Raw genomic sequence first — 16,513 nt, 5'->3', positions numbered from 1 at the left:
TTTTGCGGCCCAAAAAGAAAAACCCCGCCAGCGCGGGGTTTTGTGACGTCTCGTCATTCTAAAGGATTTTCTTACGCCCTACTGAGGGGCCAAAATCCCCTCCGGACGATGAGGCCAATCAGGCGTAACGGCGCAGACGCGACGCGAATTCCTGCAGCGCCTTGATACCGCTTTGTTCAGCGCGATGGCACCAATCCTGGAGCTGTGTGAGCAGTTGTTCGCGCGAGGCGCTCGAACGTTCCCAGATTGCGGCCAGTTCGTTGCGCAGTTCGATGTACGTGCGCAGCTTCTGGCTGTTCGCGAAAATTTGCGGAAGCTGGCGCTTCTGCGGCTCGTTCAGGCTGGCTTCTTCCTTGTCGAACCACTTGCGTGCACCACGCATGACCTTGTACTTCTCGCGCTCACCCACTTCCTTGAGGTGCGCGAGTTCCTGGCGGTACGCCTGCTTCACGGCCTTGCCGTAACGCGCCATCACTTCGTAGCGATTGGACAGCACGGCCTGCAGCGTTTCGTGATCCGGCACCAGCTTGCCCTTGGTCAGGCGCGGCGTGGGCGCGACCTTCTTCACCTTGGCAAGACCCACCGCTTGCATCATGCGGATGTACATCCAGCCGATGTCGAACTCGTACCACTTGTTCGAGAGCTTCGCGGAAGTCGCGAACGTGTGGTGGTTGTTGTGCAGTTCCTCGCCGCCGATGATGATGCCGAACGGAAGAAGGTTCGTGCTTGCGTCGGACGAATTGAAGTTGCGGTAGCCCCAGAAGTGACCGAGGCCATTCACGACGCCAGCGGCCCAGAACGGGATCCACGCCATTTGCACGGCCCACACGGTCAGGCCGACCGCGCCGAACAGCGCGACGTCGATCACCATCATGATGCTCACGCCGAGAATGGGGTAGCGCGTATAGACGTTGCGCTCCATCCAGTCGTTGGGCGTGCCGTGGCTGAAGCGGCGCAGCGTTTCTTCGTTCTTCGCTTCGGCGCGATAGAGTTCGGCGCCCTCGAGCAGCACCTTCCAGATGCCGCGCGTTTGCGGGCTGTGCGGATCTTCTTCCGTTTCGCACTTGGCGTGGTGCTTGCGGTGAATCGCCGCCCACTGGCCCGTGAGCATGCCCGTGGTCATCCACAGCCAGAAACGGAAGAAGTGGCTCGCAATGGGGTGCAGGTCCAGCGCGCGGTGCGCCTGGCAGCGGTGCAGGTACACCGTCACGCCGATAATCGTGATATGGGTGACCACCGCCGCGAACAGCACGATCTGCCACCACGAGAAATGGAGCACGCCGTGGGCGAGGAAATCAAGCAGGGAGTTCAACAAGGCATTTACCTGTGAAGCGAAGCGCGTCGGCCTTTCAGCCCGGCGCCGGTGTCAAGAAAGTGAAAGCGACTAGATGCGTTGGACGGCATTCTACTAGAACCGTTCCAAGTGTTTGTAACAAAGGAAGATTTTTTTCTTTAATGGTTACGGCGTCAACGTCTGAAGGACGTTTTGAGGCGCTTTGCCGCACCCCAACCGGCCCTTTCCGAAGTATCTGTCCCCATCTAATCTTTCACTGCAATCCGCACCTCGCGTTGAGCAGCGGTATCGCGATCCCATGTTCCGCGCCTTCTAACCAGAATTCTGGCTCAAGTTGGGTGGCGTCGCGCGAAAATTCAATGGGATGCGATGGTCGTCGGGAATCAGGTCTCGATGCCACATCCACATCCCAACCTGAATACCGCCTGCCTGACGGTGTCGCCAATACGCAACGAGGGGTCAGCCGTGACGCGGCACGACCTCGCGTACCCGCTATCTCGGACCGCCCGGCCTGTGTAGGCCGGACGGTCCCGCATCGCGGCTGCCTGCCGTGCGCTTACTCCAGCGCGGCGTCCGGCTCGGCGGCTTCGCTTTCCTGCGCCTTCGCGATTGCGTCGGACGTTTCCTGCACCGCCGCGGCTTCTTCAGGCGTGGTCTGCGCGCCGGCCGCCTTCGTCTTCGGCTTCGCATCGCCGCGCCGTTCCAGCACGGCGGCAAAGAAACCGTCGGTGGCGTGGCGGTGCGGCCACAGCGAGAGGTAGTCGCCCGTGTCGAGGCCCACACGCTGCTCGGCCAGCACGTCGCGCGCGCTCACCAGCACGTAGTCGGGGTGCGCCTCGAGGAACTGCTTCACGACCGCTTCGTTCTCGGCGTCGAGAATGCTGCAGGTCGCGTAGACGAGACGGCCGCCGCGCTTGAGCAGGCGCGCGGCACTCGTGAGAATCGACAGTTGCTTGGGCACAAGCTCGGCAATCGACTCGGGCGACTGGCGCCACTTGAGGTCGGGGTTGCGGCGCAGCGTGCCGAGGCCCGAGCACGGCGCGTCCACGAGCACGCGGTCAATCTTGCCGATCAGTCGCTTGATCTTGGCGTCGTGCTCGCTGTCGATCAGCACCGGATTGACGTTCGACAGGCCGCTGCGCGCGAGACGCGGCTTGAGCTTGGCAAGGCGCCGGTCGGACACGTCGAAGGCGTAGAGCCGGCCCGTCGAGCGCATCATCGCGCCGAGCGCCAGCGTCTTGCCGCCCGCGCCCGCGCAGAAGTCCACGACCATCTCGCCGCGGCGCGGCGCGAGCAGCGTGCACAGCAGCTGGCTGCCTTCGTCCTGCACCTCGAACCAGCCGTCCTTGAACGCGTCGAGTTTCGAGAGCGCGGGCTTGCCCGTCACACGTACGCCGAACGGCGCGAACGGCGTTTCGCCGCCTTCGATGCCCGAAGCGGACAGCGCACGGATCAGTTCCTCGCGGTTCGCCTTAATGGGATTGGCGCGCAGATCGAGCGGCGCCGGGTAATTCAGCGCGGCGGCCAGTTGTGCGAGTTCGGCCGGCTCGAAGCGCGTTTCCAGCGCCTTCATGATCCACTCCGGCAGATTCAGCTGCACGCGCTGCGGCAGGCTCGCCGGGTCGATCTTCGAAACATGCTCGAGCCAGCTGGCCTCGGCGTCGGAAACGAACGGACGGATCGCCGAGCGGCCCGCCGTCGCCATGAGGCCAAGCAGCGTGAGGCGGCGCGTCGGGCTGCCCGAGCCGCTTTCGGCCAGGTGCGCGAATTCCATGCGCCGGCGCAGCACGGCGAACACGGCTTCGGCGATCACGCCGCGCTCGGCGTGGCCGAGCTTCGGATGCTCGCGGAAGAAACGGCTCGTCACCGCGTCGGCCGGGCCCGTGAATTTGAGGACGTCGGCGAGCAACGTTTCAGTTTGTCCAATCAGAAAACCATGCAGTCTCATGCGCCCTCCCCGGCGGCTTGCGAGTCGTCAAAGAAGAGCCACTGTGGCTCGGCCGGCGTGAGCGTCACGCGTTCGCCGTCGAGCGCGAGGCGCCCTTCGACGAACCAGCGCACTGCGCGCGGATACATTACATGTTCGGTCTTGAGCACGCGCGCGGAGAGCGCCGCGGCGTCGTCGCCCGCGCGCACCGGCACCACCGACTGCGCGACGATCGGGCCATGATCCAGCGTGGGCGTCACGAAATGCACCGTCGCGCCGTGCACGCGGCAGCCCGCGTCGAGCGCCTGCTGATGCGTCTTGAGGCCCGGAAACATCGGCAGCAGCGAGGGATGGATATTGAGCATCCGACCCGCATAATGGCCGACAAACGATTCGGTCAGCACACGCATGAAACCCGCCAGCACGACGAGGTCCGGCGCATAGCCGTCGATAACTTGAGCGAGCGCCGTGTCGAAGCTGGCGCGATCGGGAAACTGGCGGTGATCGACGACCGCCGTGGCAATGCCGTTCGAAGCCGCGAACGCGAGGCCCGCGGCGTCAGGACGGTTGGCAATCACGGCGGCGATGCGCGCGCCCCAAGCTTCCTGCGCGCAAGCGCGCACGATGGCTTCCATGTTGCTGCCCCGTCCCGAAATCAGGATGACGAGATTTTTCATCCGCGGATTTTATCATCGGGGGGCCTGCTCGACGCTCGTGCGGCGGCGATCGTCGCCTCGTGCGTTTATAATCTTCTGTTTCGTCGCGGTCTTTGGGCCGCGAATGGCCAAGTCAGAAGGTCCTTAGCACGCGCGCTGCGCCAGCGCGCTTTTTGAGGTTCCACCAGGTTCCGCTATCGTGAGAGTCTTCCGCGGTCTTCCCAATGCCGAAAGCCGCGCGCCCTGCGCGCTGACCATCGGCAATTTCGACGGTGTCCACCGCGGGCATCAGGCATTGCTCGCGCGCGTGCGCGCGGCGGCCGACGCGCGCGGCCTGCCCGTCTGCGTGATGACCTTCGAGCCGCATCCGCGAGAGTTCTTCAACCCGGCCAGCGCCCCGCCGCGCATCGCCATGCTGCGCGACAAGCTCGAGGCGCTGCGCGAAAACGGCGTGGACCGCGTCGTGGTCGAGCATTTCAACCACACGTTCGCGAGCCAGTCGCCCGAGGCGTTCGTCGAGCGCATCATCGTGGGCGGCCTGCACGCGCGCTGGATGATGATCGGCGACGACTTCCGCTATGGCGCGAAGCGCGCGGGCGACTTCGCCTCGCTGCAGGCCGCGGGCGCGCAGTACGGCTTCGAAGTCGAACAGATGGCGACCGTGGCCGACCCGTCGGGCGTGCGCATTTCCAGCTCCGCCGTGCGCGCGCAACTGCACGCGGGCGACCTCGACGCCGCGCGCGCCTCGCTTGGCCGCGGCTATCACATCAGCGCGCACGTCACGCATGGCCTGAAGCTCGGCCGCGACCTCGGCTTCCCCACGATGAACCTGCTGATCGGCCACAAGCGGCCGGCGCTCAAGGGCATTTTCGTCGTGATGGTGCATGGCATCGCCGACCACCCGCTGCCTGGCGTCGCGAGCCTCGGCCTGCGCCCGACCGTGGACGACTCGGGCCGCGTGCTGCTCGAAGTGCATCTGCTCGACTGGCACGGCGACGCCTACGGCAAGCTCGTGCGCGTCGAGTTTCTCAAGAAACTGCGCGACGAGGAGAAGTTTCCCGACCTCGAAACGCTCACCGCCGCGATCGCCCGCGACGTGGCGAACACCCGCGCGTGGTTCGCCGCCGCGGGCGCCAGCGTGGCCGGCGGCGCGTCCACCGGCTTCGCCACCTCGGCCACCGACCGAATTAGGTGACCTGCGGCCCGCATGCGCGGGCTGCCCCGCCCCCAGGCGCCGCGTGCGGAACGCACGGCATGCAGCGCCCGAGGCGACGGTTGCGCGGCATCGGCCGCAACGCTGACGCCATGCATCCCCCGAATTCCACGTGATCTCACCATGAGCGACAAGAAAGCATCCTCCGGCAAGCCGCAGAAGTCCGAATCGAAGTACCCCGTCAATCTGCTCGACACTCCATTCCCGATGCGCGGCGATCTGCCCAAGCGCGAGCCGCAATGGGTCAAGGAGTGGGAGGAGAACCAGGTCTACGAGAAGATCCGCGCGGCCTCGAAGGGCCGCAAGAAGTTCATCCTGCACGACGGTCCCCCGTACGCGAACGGCGACATCCACCTCGGCCACGCGGTGAACAAGATCCTCAAGGACATGATCGTCAAGGCGCGCAACCTCGCGGGCTTCGACGCGGTCTATGTGCCGGGCTGGGACTGCCACGGCATGCCGATCGAAATCCAGATAGAAAAGCAGTTCGGCAAGTCGCTGCCCGCCCAGGAAGTGATGCAGAAGGCGCGCGAATACGCGGCCGGCCAGATCGAGACGCAGAAGAAGGGCTTCAAGCGCCTGGGCGTGCTCGGCGACTGGAACAATCCGTACAAGACCATGAACTTCGCGAATGAGGCCGGCGAGATCCGCGCACTCGCGAAGATCATCGAGAAGGGCTACGTGTTCCGGGGCCTGAAGCCCGTGAACTGGTGCTTCGACTGTGGCTCGGCGCTTGCCGAAGCGGAAGTCGAGTACAAGGACAAGACCGACCCGACCATCGACGTGCTGTTCACGTTCGCGCAGCCGGCTGAAACGGCGGCCGCGTTCGGCCTCGCCGCCCTGCCGCGCGAAGAAGGCGGCATCGTGATCTGGACCACCACGCCCTGGACGATCCCGTCGAACCAGGCGCTGAACGTGCATCCGGAAATCGACTACGCGCTCGTCGACACGCAACGCGGCCTGCTGATCCTCGCGGTCGAGCGCGTGGAAGCGTGCATGAAGGAATTCGGCCTCGAGGGCAAGATCGTCGCCACGACGAAGGGCGAGAAGCTCTCGCTGCTGCGCTTCAACCACCCGCTCGCCTCGGCGCACCCGGGCTACAAGCGCACCTCGCCGATCTATCTCGGCGACTATGTGACGACCGACACCGGCACGGGCATCGTGCACTCGGCGCCCGCCTATGGCGTGGAAGACTTCGTGTCGTGCAAGGCGCACAACATGGCCGACTCGGACATCATCAGCCCGGTGATGGGCGACGGCCGCTATATCGAGTCGCTGCCGCTCTTCGGCGGCCTCTCGATCTGGGCGGCGAACCCGAAGATCGTCGACGCGCTCGACGCCGCCGGCACGCTCCTGCGCAGCGAAAAGTACCTGCACAGCTACATGCACTGCTGGCGCCACAAGACGCCCATCATCTACCGCGCCACGTCGCAGTGGTTCGCGGGCATGGACGTCACGCCCAAGGACGGCGGCAAGACGCTGCGTGAAACCGCGCTCGAAGGCATCGAGGCAACGGCGTTCTACCCGTCGTGGGGCAAGCAGCGCCTGTATTCGATGATCGCCAACCGCCCGGACTGGACGCTCTCGCGCCAGCGCCAATGGGGCGTGCCGATGGCGTTCTTCGTGCACAAGGAAACCGGCGAGCTGCATCCGCGCACGCTGGAGTTGCTCGAACAGGTCGCGCAGCGCGTGGAGAAGGAAGGCATCGAAGCGTGGCAAACGCTCGACCCGCGCGAGCTGATCGGCGACGACGCGAACCTGTACGAGAAGAACCGCGACACGCTCGACGTGTGGTTCGACTCGGGCACGACGCACTGGCACGTGCTGCGCGGCTCGCACAAGGACGAGCTGCAGTTCCCGGCCGACCTGTACCTGGAAGGCTCGGACCAGCACCGCGGCTGGTTCCACTCGTCGCTGCTCACGGCTTCGATGCTCGACGGCCGCCCGCCCTACAACGCGCTGCTCACGCACGGCTTCACCGTGGACGGCGAAGGCCGCAAGATGTCGAAGTCGCTCGGCAACGGCGTCGATCCGCATGAAGTGGCGAACCGCCTGGGCGCGGAAATCATCCGTCTGTGGATCGCCTCGACCGACTATTCGGGGGAGCTTGCCATCTCGGAAGAGATCCTGAAGCGCGTGACGGAAGGCTATCGCCGTATCCGCAACACGCTGCGCTTCCTGCTCTCGAACCTGTCGGACTTCGACTTCGAGAAGCACGCGCTGCCCGCGAGCGAATGGCTCGAGATCGACCGTTATGCCGTCGCGCTCACGCACACGCTGCAAAACGACGTGCTCTCGCACTACGACCGCTATGAGTTCCACCCGGTCGTGGCCAAGCTGCAGACGTTCTGCTCGGAAGACCTGGGCGGCTTCTATCTCGACGTGCTGAAGGACCGCCTCTACACGAGCGCGGCGGACTCGAAGGCCCGCCGCGGCGCGCAAACGGCGCTGCACCACATCACGCATAGCCTGTTGCGCATCCTCGCGCCGTTCCTTTCGTTCACGGCCGAAGAAGCGTGGAAGGTGTTCCAGCCGCAAAGCGAAACCATCTTCACCGAAACCTTCCACGCCTTCCCGGACGTCGAAGGCGCGCCGGAGCTGATCGCCAAGTGGACGCTGCTGCGCGAAGTGCGCGGCAACGTGACGAAGGCGCTCGAAGAGGCGCGTGTGGCGAACCAGATCGGCTCGTCGCTGCAAGCCGAAGTGCGCATTCTCGCAAGCGGCGCGCGTTACGACGCCCTCACCTCGCTCGGCGACGACCTCAAGTTCGTGCTCATCACCTCGGCGGCGGAAGTCGTGAAGGTGGAAAGCGAAGCGGAGGAAGGCGTCGAAGTGGTCACCTCGAAGTACCTCAAGTGCGAGCGCTGCTGGCACTACCGCGAGGACGTCGGCGCGAACGCGGAGCATCCGGGCCTGTGCGGCCGCTGCGTCGTGAATCTGTTCGGCGACGGTGAAAAACGGAGCGCGGCATAATGGCAAAAACGCTGCCGAAGCAAACCCGGTCGAACGGCGCAAGCGGCACGCTCGCGCCGTGGCTGGGCATCGCGGTCATCGTGATCCTCGCCGACCAGCTCACGAAAATCGCCATCAACAAGGTGTTCAGCTACGGCGAAGGCCGCGTGATCACGCCGTTCTTCAACCTCGTGCTGGTCTACAACAAGGGCGCGGCGTTCAGCTTCCTGTCGGCGGCGGGCGGCTGGCAGCGCTGGGCGTTCACGGCGCTCGGCGTGGTGGCGGCGCTCGTGATCTGCTATCTGCTCAAGCGCCACGCCACGCAGAAGCTCTTCTGCACCGCGCTCGCGCTCATCATGGGCGGCGCGCTCGGCAACGTGATCGACCGCCTGCTCTACGGCCACGTGATCGACTTTCTCGACTTCCACGTGGGCGGCTGGCACTGGCCGGCATTCAACCTGGCCGACAGCGCGATCTGCATCGGCGCGGCGCTGCTGGTGTTCGACGAACTGCGGCGCGTGCGCGGCGCGCGCTGAGTGTGCCCGCTGCACTGCCCGCTGCACGGTTAAAGGAGCTGTGACTTGAACACGTCCGCTGCAAACCCTGGCGAACTTGCCGGCCGCCACCTCGTGCTCGGCATGACGGGCGGCATTGCCTGCTACAAGATCGCCGAGCTCACGCGCCTCCTGACCAAGGCAGGCGCGACCGTGCAGGTCGTGATGACCGAGGCGGCCACGCAGTTCATTACGCCGGTCACGATGCAGGCGCTCTCGGGCCGCCCCGTCTACACGAGCCAGTGGGATGCGCGCGTGCCGAACAACATGGCGCACATCGACCTCTCACGCGAGGCCGACGCCATCGTCATCGCGCCTGCCTCCACCGACTTCCTCGCCAAACTCGCGCACGGTTTCGCCGACGACCTGCTCTCCACGCTGTGCGTGGCGCGCGACTGCCCGCTGCTCGTCGTACCCGCGATGAACCGGCAGATGTGGCAAAACCCGGCAACGCAGCGCAACGTCGCGCAGCTGCGCGCGGACGGCATCGAAACGCTCGGCCCCGATTCCGGCCCGCAGGCGTGCGGCGAGATCGGCGACGGGCGCATGCTCGAACCCGAAGCCGTGTACGAGGCGATCGTCTCCTTCTTCGCGCCGAAGGTGCTCGCGGGCCGCAAGCTCCTGATCACCGCCGGCCCGACCTTCGAGCCGCTCGATCCCGTGCGCGGCATCACCAACCGTTCGAGCGGCAAAATGGGCTTCGCGCTCGCGCGCGCCGCGCAGCAGGCGGGCGCCGAGGTGCATCTGGTCGCGGGCCCGGTCGCGCTGCAAACGCCGTGGGGCGTGTATCGCGAAGACGTTCAGACCGCCCGGCAGATGTACGACGCGGTCATGCGCGCCGCCACCGACGCCGATGTCTTCATCGGCGTGGCGGCTGTGGCCGACTGGCGCGTCGACCATGTCGCCGAGCACAAGATCAAGAAAACGGCCGAGCACCGCATGCCGACGTTCACGTTCGTCGAGAACCCGGACATCCTCGCCTCGGTCGCGGCCCTGCCGAATCCGCCGTACTGCGTGGGCTTCGCCGCCGAAAGCGGCAATCTCGACGTGCACGGCGAAGAAAAACGCGCACGTAAGAAAGTGCCGCTCCTGATCGGCAATCTCGGCCCGCTCACCTTCGGCCAGGACGACAATGAAGTCGTGCTGTTCGAGGCGGCCGGCCGCACGCCGCTGCCGCGCGCGGCCAAGCAGGCGCTCGCGCAGACGATCGTCGCCGAGATCGCGCGGCGTCTGCCCGACCAGAGCATCATCTCGTGACGCACGCGCCGGCGCACCCGTGTGCCGGCGCGCGGCGCCGCGAACACAGGCAAGGAGCAGTACTGCCATGACACTGCTTTCCGTACTCGACCAGTCGCCCGTCATCGCCGGGCACAGCGCGGCGGATGCCATCGCCGCCACCATCGAACTCGCGCAGCTTGCCGACGACCTCGGCTACACGCGCTACTGGTGCGCCGAACACCACGGCCTGCTGGGCGTGTGCAACCCCAGCCCCGAAGTCATGCTCGCGCGCCTTGGCAGTGTGACGAAGCGCATCCGCATCGGCTCGGGCGGGATCATGCTGCCCTATTACAGCCCGTTCAAGGTCGCCGAGCAGTTCATGATGCTCGAGGCGCTCTTTCCGGGACGCGTCGATCTCGGCGTCGGTCGCGCGCCGGGCGGCGACATGCGCACCGCGCAGGCTGTGGCTGCGGGCGCCTACAACCGCGGCGACCAGTTCACGCAGCAAGTGCAGGATCTCGTCGGCCTGATGGACGGCAACCTCCCAGCCGACCACCTCGCGCACGGCGTGGTGCTGCAGCCGCAAATCGACACGCGCCCGCAGCTCTGGGTGCTCGGTTCGAGCGACTTCGGCGGCATTCTCGCCGCGCAGCTCGGGCTGCGCTTCTCGTTCGCGCACTTCATCAACGCGCACTTCGGGCACCTCGTGGCAGAGGCGTATCTCGACCGCTTCAAGCCGGGCCACGAGGCGAAGCCGTATCTCGCGTGCGCCGTGTTCGCGATCTGCGCCGACACCGAAGCCGAAGCCGCCGACCTCGAAAAGGCCGTCGACCTGCGCCGCGTGCAGATGGCCTACGGGCTGAACGCGCCAATTCCGAGCCTCGAGCAAGGGCGCGCGCAGGAATACGGCGAGCGCGAGCAGATCGTGATCGACCGTGAGAAGCCGCGCAGCGTGATCGGCACGCCGGAGAGCGTCACGGAGCGCCTTCTTGCGATCAAGGACAACTTTCGCGCCGACGAACTGATCGTGCTGACCGTTGCGGGCAGCTACAAGGCTCGTCTGCGCTCCTATGAACTGCTCGCCGAGGCATTCCAGCTGCCTCGCGCCTGAGCGAACCACCACCGCCCCATCACCCTGACTTCATGAAAATCGACATCAAGATCCTGAACGAGCGCATGCGCGACCAACTGCCCCACTACGCCACGCCGGGCAGCGCCGGCCTTGATCTGCGCGCGTGCCTCGACGCGCCGATCACGCTCGAACCGGGCGAAACGAAGCTCGTGCCGACGGGTCTCGCCATCCACGTGGCCGACCCCGGCTACGCGGCACTGATCCTGCCGCGCTCGGGCCTTGGCCACAAGCACGGCATCGTGCTCGGCAACCTGGTCGGCCTGATCGACTCGGACTACCAGGGCGAACTGATGATTTCGACCTGGAACCGCGGCCACACCACCTTCACGCTCAACCCGCTGGAGCGCCTCGCGCAGCTCGTGATCGTGCCGGTCGTGCAGGCGCAGTTCAACATCGTCGACGACTTCGAGGCGAGCGAGCGCGGCGTGGGCGGTTTCGGCAGCACGGGCAAGCACTAACCCTAGCGGTTGCGCTGACAACAAAAAAGCACGCCAAGGCGTGCTTTTTTTCGTTTAGACGGAGGCTTCGGTTCGCTGCGCGGCGCCCGGACGCCGGCGATACCAGAGCGCATAGACCACCACGAGCACCGCGAGAAACGCGAGGCCGTAGACCAGCGTCATGCGGAATTCGCGCGTAAAGGCCGTGCCAGCCAGAATGCCGAGCATCAACAGCGCGCCCAGCACGCTCGTGAACGGGAAACCCCACATGCGGAACGCCAGCGGCGCAGCGCCTTCGCGCGCCTGGCGCATGCGGAAAAAGATCTGCGTGACGAAGATCATGAACCACGTGAACATCGCGCCGAACATGGCGATCGACATCATCAGCGTGAACGCCGCCTGCGGCCAGAGTGCGTTGAGCACAGCCGCCACCGCGATGCCGATGGTGGACAGCGACAGCGCAGCGGTCGGCACGCCGTGGCGTGTGAGCCTCCCGAACGCCGCGGGCGCATAGCCCGCGCGCGAAAGGCTGAACATCATGCGCGTGGTGATGTAAAGCTGGCTGTTCATGGCGGAGAGCGCCGCCACGAGCACGATGAAGTTGATCGCGCCCGCTGCATAAGGCACGCCGGTCGCGGCCATCACCTTCACGAACGGGCTCTCGTTGCCGCCCGCCTGAGTCCACGGCACGATGGCGAGCATGAGCGCGAGCGTGAGCAGATAGAACAGCACGAGCCGCAGCACGGTCGCGCGAAACGCACGCGTGACGGCGCGCTGCGGGTCCTGCGCCTCGGCAGCCGCCACGGCGATCGTCTCCACCCCGAGGTAGCTGAAGAGCGAGACGATCGTGCCCACCCACACGCCCCACCATCCATGCGGCAGCAATCCGCCGTGCGACGTGTAGTTCGCTAAGCCCACGCCCGAGCCGGCTGGTGCCCGCCAAACGAACCAGGCGCCCAGCACGATGAACGCCACGATGGCCGCGATCTTGAGGCTCGAAAAAAGGTATTCGATGGTGCCATAAGCGCGCACACTCATTGCGTTCACAACGATCAGCGCTGCTGAGAATCCGATGATCCAGTAAAGCCCCGGCACGTGGGGAAACCAGAACTTCATGTAGACGGCGATCGCCGCGACCTCGGTGCCGACAGCCAGCACATAGGCCGACCAGTACGCGTAACGCACGACGAAGCCGGCGAGCGGCCCGATGTAGTGCTCGGCATACGCGCCGAACGAGCCCGCCACAGGATGCGCAACGGTCATTTCGGCCAGTGCGCCCATCAACAGCAAGGCGATCAGCGCGCCGATCGCGTAGGAAATGAGCACGCCCGGACCGGCGAAAGAGATCGCAAAGCCGCTGCCGAGAAAGAGCCCGGTGCCGACTGCGCCGCCAATGGCGATCATCGTCATCTGCCCGGCGGACAGGCCCTGGCGCAGCCCTTGTTCGCGCTCGACGATAGCTTCGAACGCGCCCGATTTACGTGGTACCACTGTTACACCCCTGCTTCGCGCGAAGCGCTACTGAAGCGCTGCGCATCAAGAAAACGCCGACGGCGGGACAAATGCGTATTTTACCGGGCAGCGGCTCGCCCACCCGCGCGCCACGGCGCAACACCCGAACCGGCCAGCCCAAAAGAAAAAACGGCGCAGTCCTTTCGGACTGCGCCGTCTTGCCTGAAGGCTCTGTGCGCGCTTTCGCGCTGCCGCTTACTCCACTTCCACCGCTTCCGGATTGCGCGGCGCCGGCTGCTCGTCGAACGTGAGCTGGACCTTGTCGTCCGCATCGACGTCCACGGTCACGCGGCCGCCGTTCATGAGCTTGCCGAACAGCAGTTCGTCGGCGAGCGCACGGCGGATCGTGTCCTGGATCAGGCGCTGCATCGGCCGCGCGCCCATGAGCGGGTCGAAGCCATGCTTTGCCAGATGCTTGCGCAGTGCGTCGGTGAAGACCGCGTCGACCTTCTTCTCGTGCAGTTGGTCTTCCAGTTGCATGAGGAACTTGTCGACCACGCGCATGATGATTTCCTCATCGAGCGCACGGAAGCTGATCGTCTGATCGAGCCGGTTGCGGAACTCCGGCGTGAACAGGCGCTTGATATCGGCCAGCTCGTCGCCCTGCTCGCGCCGGGTCGTGAAGCCGATCGTCGACTTGTTCATCGCCTCGGCGCCCGCGTTCGTCGTCATGATGATGATGACGTTGCGGAAATCCGCCTTGCGGCCGTTGTTGTCGGTCAGCGTGCCATGGTCCATGACCTGCAGCAGCACGTTGAAGATGTCCGGGTGCGCCTTCTCGATTTCGTCGAGCAGCAGCACGCAGTGCGGCTTCTTCGTGACGGCTTCGGTCAGCAGACCACCCTGGTCGAACCCGACGTAGCCCGGCGGCGCGCCGATCAAACGGCTCACCGCATGGCGCTCCATGTACTCGGACATGTCGAAGCGGATCAGCTCGATACCGAGCGTGAACGCGAGCTGGCGCGCCACTTCGGTCTTGCCGACGCCGGTCGGGCCCGAGAACAGGAACGAGCCGATTGGCTTGTCCGTCTTGCCGAGACCCGCGCGCGCCATCTTGATCGAAGCCGAAAGCGCATCGATAGCCGGATCCTGGCCGAACACCACGGCCTTGAGGTCGCGGTCGAGCGTTTGCAGCTTGCTGCGATCGTCTTGCGAGACGCTTTGCGCCGGCACGCGCGCGATCTTCGAGATGATCTCTTCGATCTCGCTCTTGCCGATGGTCTTCTTCTGCTTCGACTTCGGCAGGATGCGCTGGGCCGCGCCCGCTTCGTCGATCACGTCGATTGCCTTGTCGGGCAAGTGACGGTCGGTGATGAAGCGTGCCGACAGTTCAGCGGCCGCGTTCAGCGCGCCCGACGAATACTTCACGCCGTGGTGCTCTTCGAAGCGCGACTTCAGGCCACGCAGGATCGCCACGGTCTGCTCGACAGTCGGCTCGACCACGTCGACCTTCTGGAAGCGCCGCGACAGCGCCGCGTCCTTCTCGAAGATGCCGCGGTATTCCGTGAACGTCGTCGCGCCAATGCACTTGAGCGTGCCCGACGAGAGCGCCGGCTTGAGCAGGTTCGACGCATCGAGCGTGCCACCCGACGCGGCGCCTGCACCGATCAGCGTATGAATTTCGTCGATGAACAGAATGGCGTGCGGACGCTCTTTCAGTTCCTTGAGCACCGTTTTGAGGCGCTGCTCGAAGTCGCCGCGATACTTCGTGCCCGCAAGCAGTGCACCCATATCGAGCGAGTAGACTTGGGCGTCTGCGAGAATGTCCGGCACTTCGCCGCGCGTGATGCGCCAGGCGAGCCCTTCCGCGATCGCGGTCTTGCCGACACCGGCCTCGCCCACGAGCAGCGGATTGTTCTTGCGGCGGCGGCACAGCACCTGCACCACGCGCTCCACTTCCAGTTCGCGACCAATGAGCGGATCGATCCGGCCGTCCTTCGCCATCTGGTTCAGGTTCTGCGTGAACTGGGCGAGCGGGGTTTCCTTCTGGCCGGCGGCGTCTTCGGCTTCGGCGTTCGCGTCGCTGGCCTTGGCGGCTTCGCCGCTGCCCGTCTTCGCGATACCGTGCGAAATGAAATTCACGACGTCCAGACGCGTGACGCCCTGCTGCTGCAGGTAGTACACCGCGTGCGAATCCTTCTCGCCGAAGATGGCGACCAGCACATTCGCGCCCGTCACTTCCTTCTTGCCGTTGGAAGTGGACTGGACGTGCATGATCGCGCGCTGGATCACGCGCTGGAACCCGAGCGTCGGCTGCGTATCGACGTCATCCGTGCCGGGAACCGTAGGCGTATTGTCGTGAATGAAGTTGCGCAGGTTCTGTCGCAGGTCTTCGATATTGGCGGCACACGCACGCAACACTTCCGCCGCTGTTGGGTTGTCCAACAGCGCCAGCAGCAGATGCTCGACCGTTATGAACTCGTGCCGTGCCTGACGTGCTTCCATGAACGCCATGTGCAGGCTGACTTCCAGTTCCTGGGCAATCATGCTTCCTCCATCACACACTGCAGCGGATGCCCGGCCTGCCGTGCATGGGTAACGACTTGCTCAACTTTGGTCGACGCGATGTCTCGCGTATAGACCCCACAAACGCCCCTGCCCTCGCGATGCACCTTCAACATGATCTGCGTTGCGGTCTCGCGGTCCTTATTGAAATATTCCTGCACGACCATCACGACGAATTCCATCGGCGTGTAGTCGTCATTCATTAGCACGACCTTGTACATGGAGGGCGGTTTGACCTTTTGCTCCTGCCGCTCCAGTACGGTTGAATCCTGCTTGTCCGGGATAATCGCCATACACCCATTCTAAACAACTCGGACAGGCCCGCAATCCTGCCGTAACCTGACCGGCCGGCCGGTGAACCCGGCGCTCCCGACCTGCGACCCGCTGCAAGCAATTCATGCACCCTGGCCCGGCCCCGATCCCTTGGACCGGCTGCGGGGCCGGTACACAATCCTGCACTGAGCAGCTTTCACGCCACCGTTGAATCGAGTATCGCACAACCTTGACGTTGTCGTGGGAAGCGACTGTAGGCGCCCGCACGCTCAGTGTCAGATTCCATGGTGCGGTGCATCGCATATGCGTCGCTTGCGTGCTTTTTCAAGATGGCTCATGCACACCACTTTGTGCACCGGCGCCCAGCGTCGGCGAAAAGCAGGAAAAACCCTGGAAATGCGCTCTTTACAACGCGTCAAACAGCGTCTCAAAATATTCTTGACAGCAGAATAAAGACCCTCAACAATCAAGCTGGCACTTTTTTCAACCGCCTTAAATTCGAAAAAATGCCGTTGGTGAGCTTGTGAGGAGGGGGCGATCGCACCGCGATCGTTTAGCTTTTCGAACTGCTCGTGGTAGTGACATGAGTTACAGGGGAAGTTGGTATGGCAACCGGTACGGTCAAGTGGTTCAACGACGCGAAGGGTTTCGGGTTCATCACGCCGGATGAAGGCGGCGAGGACCTGTTCGCTCACTTTTCGGCTATTCAAATGAATGGCTTCAAGACCCTCAAAGAAGGTCAGAAGGTGAGCTTCGAGGTCGTGCAAGGCCCGAAGGGTAAACAGGCATCGAACATTCAGGCAGCCGCCTGATCTGTTCGGTACCCGTACCTTGGAAACC

General features: G+C 64.6%; 13 protein-coding genes. 7 read left to right on the top strand and 6 right to left on the bottom strand.

All coding sequences use genetic code 11. The annotated features are described in order from the left end of the window. Window positions 1-118: 118 nt before the first annotated feature. The 3 genes from U5A52_RS14460 to purN all read right to left on the bottom strand — a co-directional run bounded on the left by U5A52_RS14460 (window position 119) and on the right by purN (window position 3,898). Window positions 119-1,315 (bottom strand): acyl-CoA desaturase, encoded by a 1,197-nt coding sequence (locus U5A52_RS14460; protein WP_321913962.1) that lies wholly within the window; start codon window positions 1,313-1,315, stop codon window positions 119-121. 535 nt (window positions 1,316-1,850) lie between these two features. Next, on the bottom strand, window positions 1,851-3,242 hold the full coding sequence (locus U5A52_RS14455; protein WP_321935101.1) for an RsmB/NOP family class I SAM-dependent RNA methyltransferase: 1,392 nt from the start codon (window positions 3,240-3,242) through the stop codon (window positions 1,851-1,853). After that, window positions 3,239-3,898, bottom strand: a complete 660-nt coding sequence (gene purN, locus U5A52_RS14450) for a phosphoribosylglycinamide formyltransferase (RefSeq protein ID WP_321935100.1) — start codon at window positions 3,896-3,898, stop codon at window positions 3,239-3,241. Before purN ends, U5A52_RS14455 begins: the two co-directional genes overlap by 4 nt. A 178-nt stretch (window positions 3,899-4,076) precedes the next feature. Here purN and U5A52_RS14445 point away from each other — a divergent pair, with 178 nt between their 5' ends. From U5A52_RS14445 to dut, 6 genes are all read left to right on the top strand, one after another. After that, window positions 4,077-5,072, top strand: coding sequence for a bifunctional riboflavin kinase/FAD synthetase (locus tag U5A52_RS14445; protein ID WP_321913965.1), 996 nt, complete (start codon window positions 4,077-4,079; stop codon window positions 5,070-5,072). Window positions 5,073-5,213: 141 nt separating this feature from the next. Then, window positions 5,214-8,063: an isoleucine--tRNA ligase gene (gene ileS, locus U5A52_RS14440; protein WP_321935099.1), complete on the top strand. Its 2,850-nt coding sequence runs from the start codon at window positions 5,214-5,216 to the stop codon at window positions 8,061-8,063. Further along, entirely contained in the window at window positions 8,063-8,578 is a 516-nt protein-coding gene (lspA, locus tag U5A52_RS14435) for a signal peptidase II (RefSeq protein ID WP_321913967.1), read from the top strand. Before ileS ends, lspA begins: the two co-directional genes overlap by 1 nt. 45 nt (window positions 8,579-8,623) lie before the next feature. Then, window positions 8,624-9,853 (top strand): bifunctional phosphopantothenoylcysteine decarboxylase/phosphopantothenate--cysteine ligase CoaBC, encoded by a 1,230-nt coding sequence (coaBC, locus tag U5A52_RS14430; protein WP_321935098.1) that lies wholly within the window; start codon window positions 8,624-8,626, stop codon window positions 9,851-9,853. 67 nt (window positions 9,854-9,920) lie between these two features. After that, the gene (locus U5A52_RS14425; RefSeq protein WP_321913969.1) at window positions 9,921-10,925 is read left to right on the top strand and encodes an LLM class flavin-dependent oxidoreductase; all 1,005 of its coding nucleotides are present in this window, start codon (window positions 9,921-9,923) and stop codon (window positions 10,923-10,925) included. 32 nt (window positions 10,926-10,957) lie between these two features. After that, the gene (gene dut, locus U5A52_RS14420) at window positions 10,958-11,404 is read left to right on the top strand and encodes a dUTP diphosphatase (RefSeq protein WP_321935097.1); all 447 of its coding nucleotides are present in this window, start codon (window positions 10,958-10,960) and stop codon (window positions 11,402-11,404) included. A gap of 54 nt (window positions 11,405-11,458) precedes the next feature. Here dut and U5A52_RS14415 read toward each other — a convergent pair whose 3' ends face one another. From U5A52_RS14415 to clpS, 3 genes are all read right to left on the bottom strand, one after another. After that, the gene (locus U5A52_RS14415) at window positions 11,459-12,874 is read right to left on the bottom strand and encodes an amino acid permease (protein ID WP_321935096.1); all 1,416 of its coding nucleotides are present in this window, start codon (window positions 12,872-12,874) and stop codon (window positions 11,459-11,461) included. Between the two features lie 216 nt (window positions 12,875-13,090). Continuing rightward, window positions 13,091-15,382 carry an ATP-dependent Clp protease ATP-binding subunit ClpA gene (clpA, locus tag U5A52_RS14410; protein WP_321913971.1) on the bottom strand — a complete coding sequence of 764 codons (2,292 nt, stop codon included), beginning with the start codon at window positions 15,380-15,382 and terminating at the stop codon, window positions 13,091-13,093. After that, a complete protein-coding gene (clpS, locus tag U5A52_RS14405; protein WP_028213389.1) occupies window positions 15,379-15,693 on the bottom strand; it encodes an ATP-dependent Clp protease adapter ClpS in 315 nt (104 codons plus the stop codon). Before clpS ends, clpA begins: the two co-directional genes overlap by 4 nt. Before the next feature lie 585 nt (window positions 15,694-16,278). Between clpS and cspD the strand changes: the two genes are divergently transcribed. Further along, window positions 16,279-16,485 (top strand): cold shock domain-containing protein CspD, encoded by a 207-nt coding sequence (cspD, locus tag U5A52_RS14400; RefSeq protein WP_017776809.1) that lies wholly within the window; start codon window positions 16,279-16,281, stop codon window positions 16,483-16,485. The last annotated feature ends 28 nt before the right edge of the window (window positions 16,486-16,513 follow it).

Origin of the sequence: Paraburkholderia sp. J8-2 (assembly GCF_905220195.1) — a bacterium.
Lineage (GTDB): Bacteria > Pseudomonadota > Gammaproteobacteria > Burkholderiales > Burkholderiaceae > Paraburkholderia.
The sequence above is the reverse complement of the archived record's forward strand: the minus strand, read 5'-3'. Positions and strand labels throughout refer to the sequence as shown.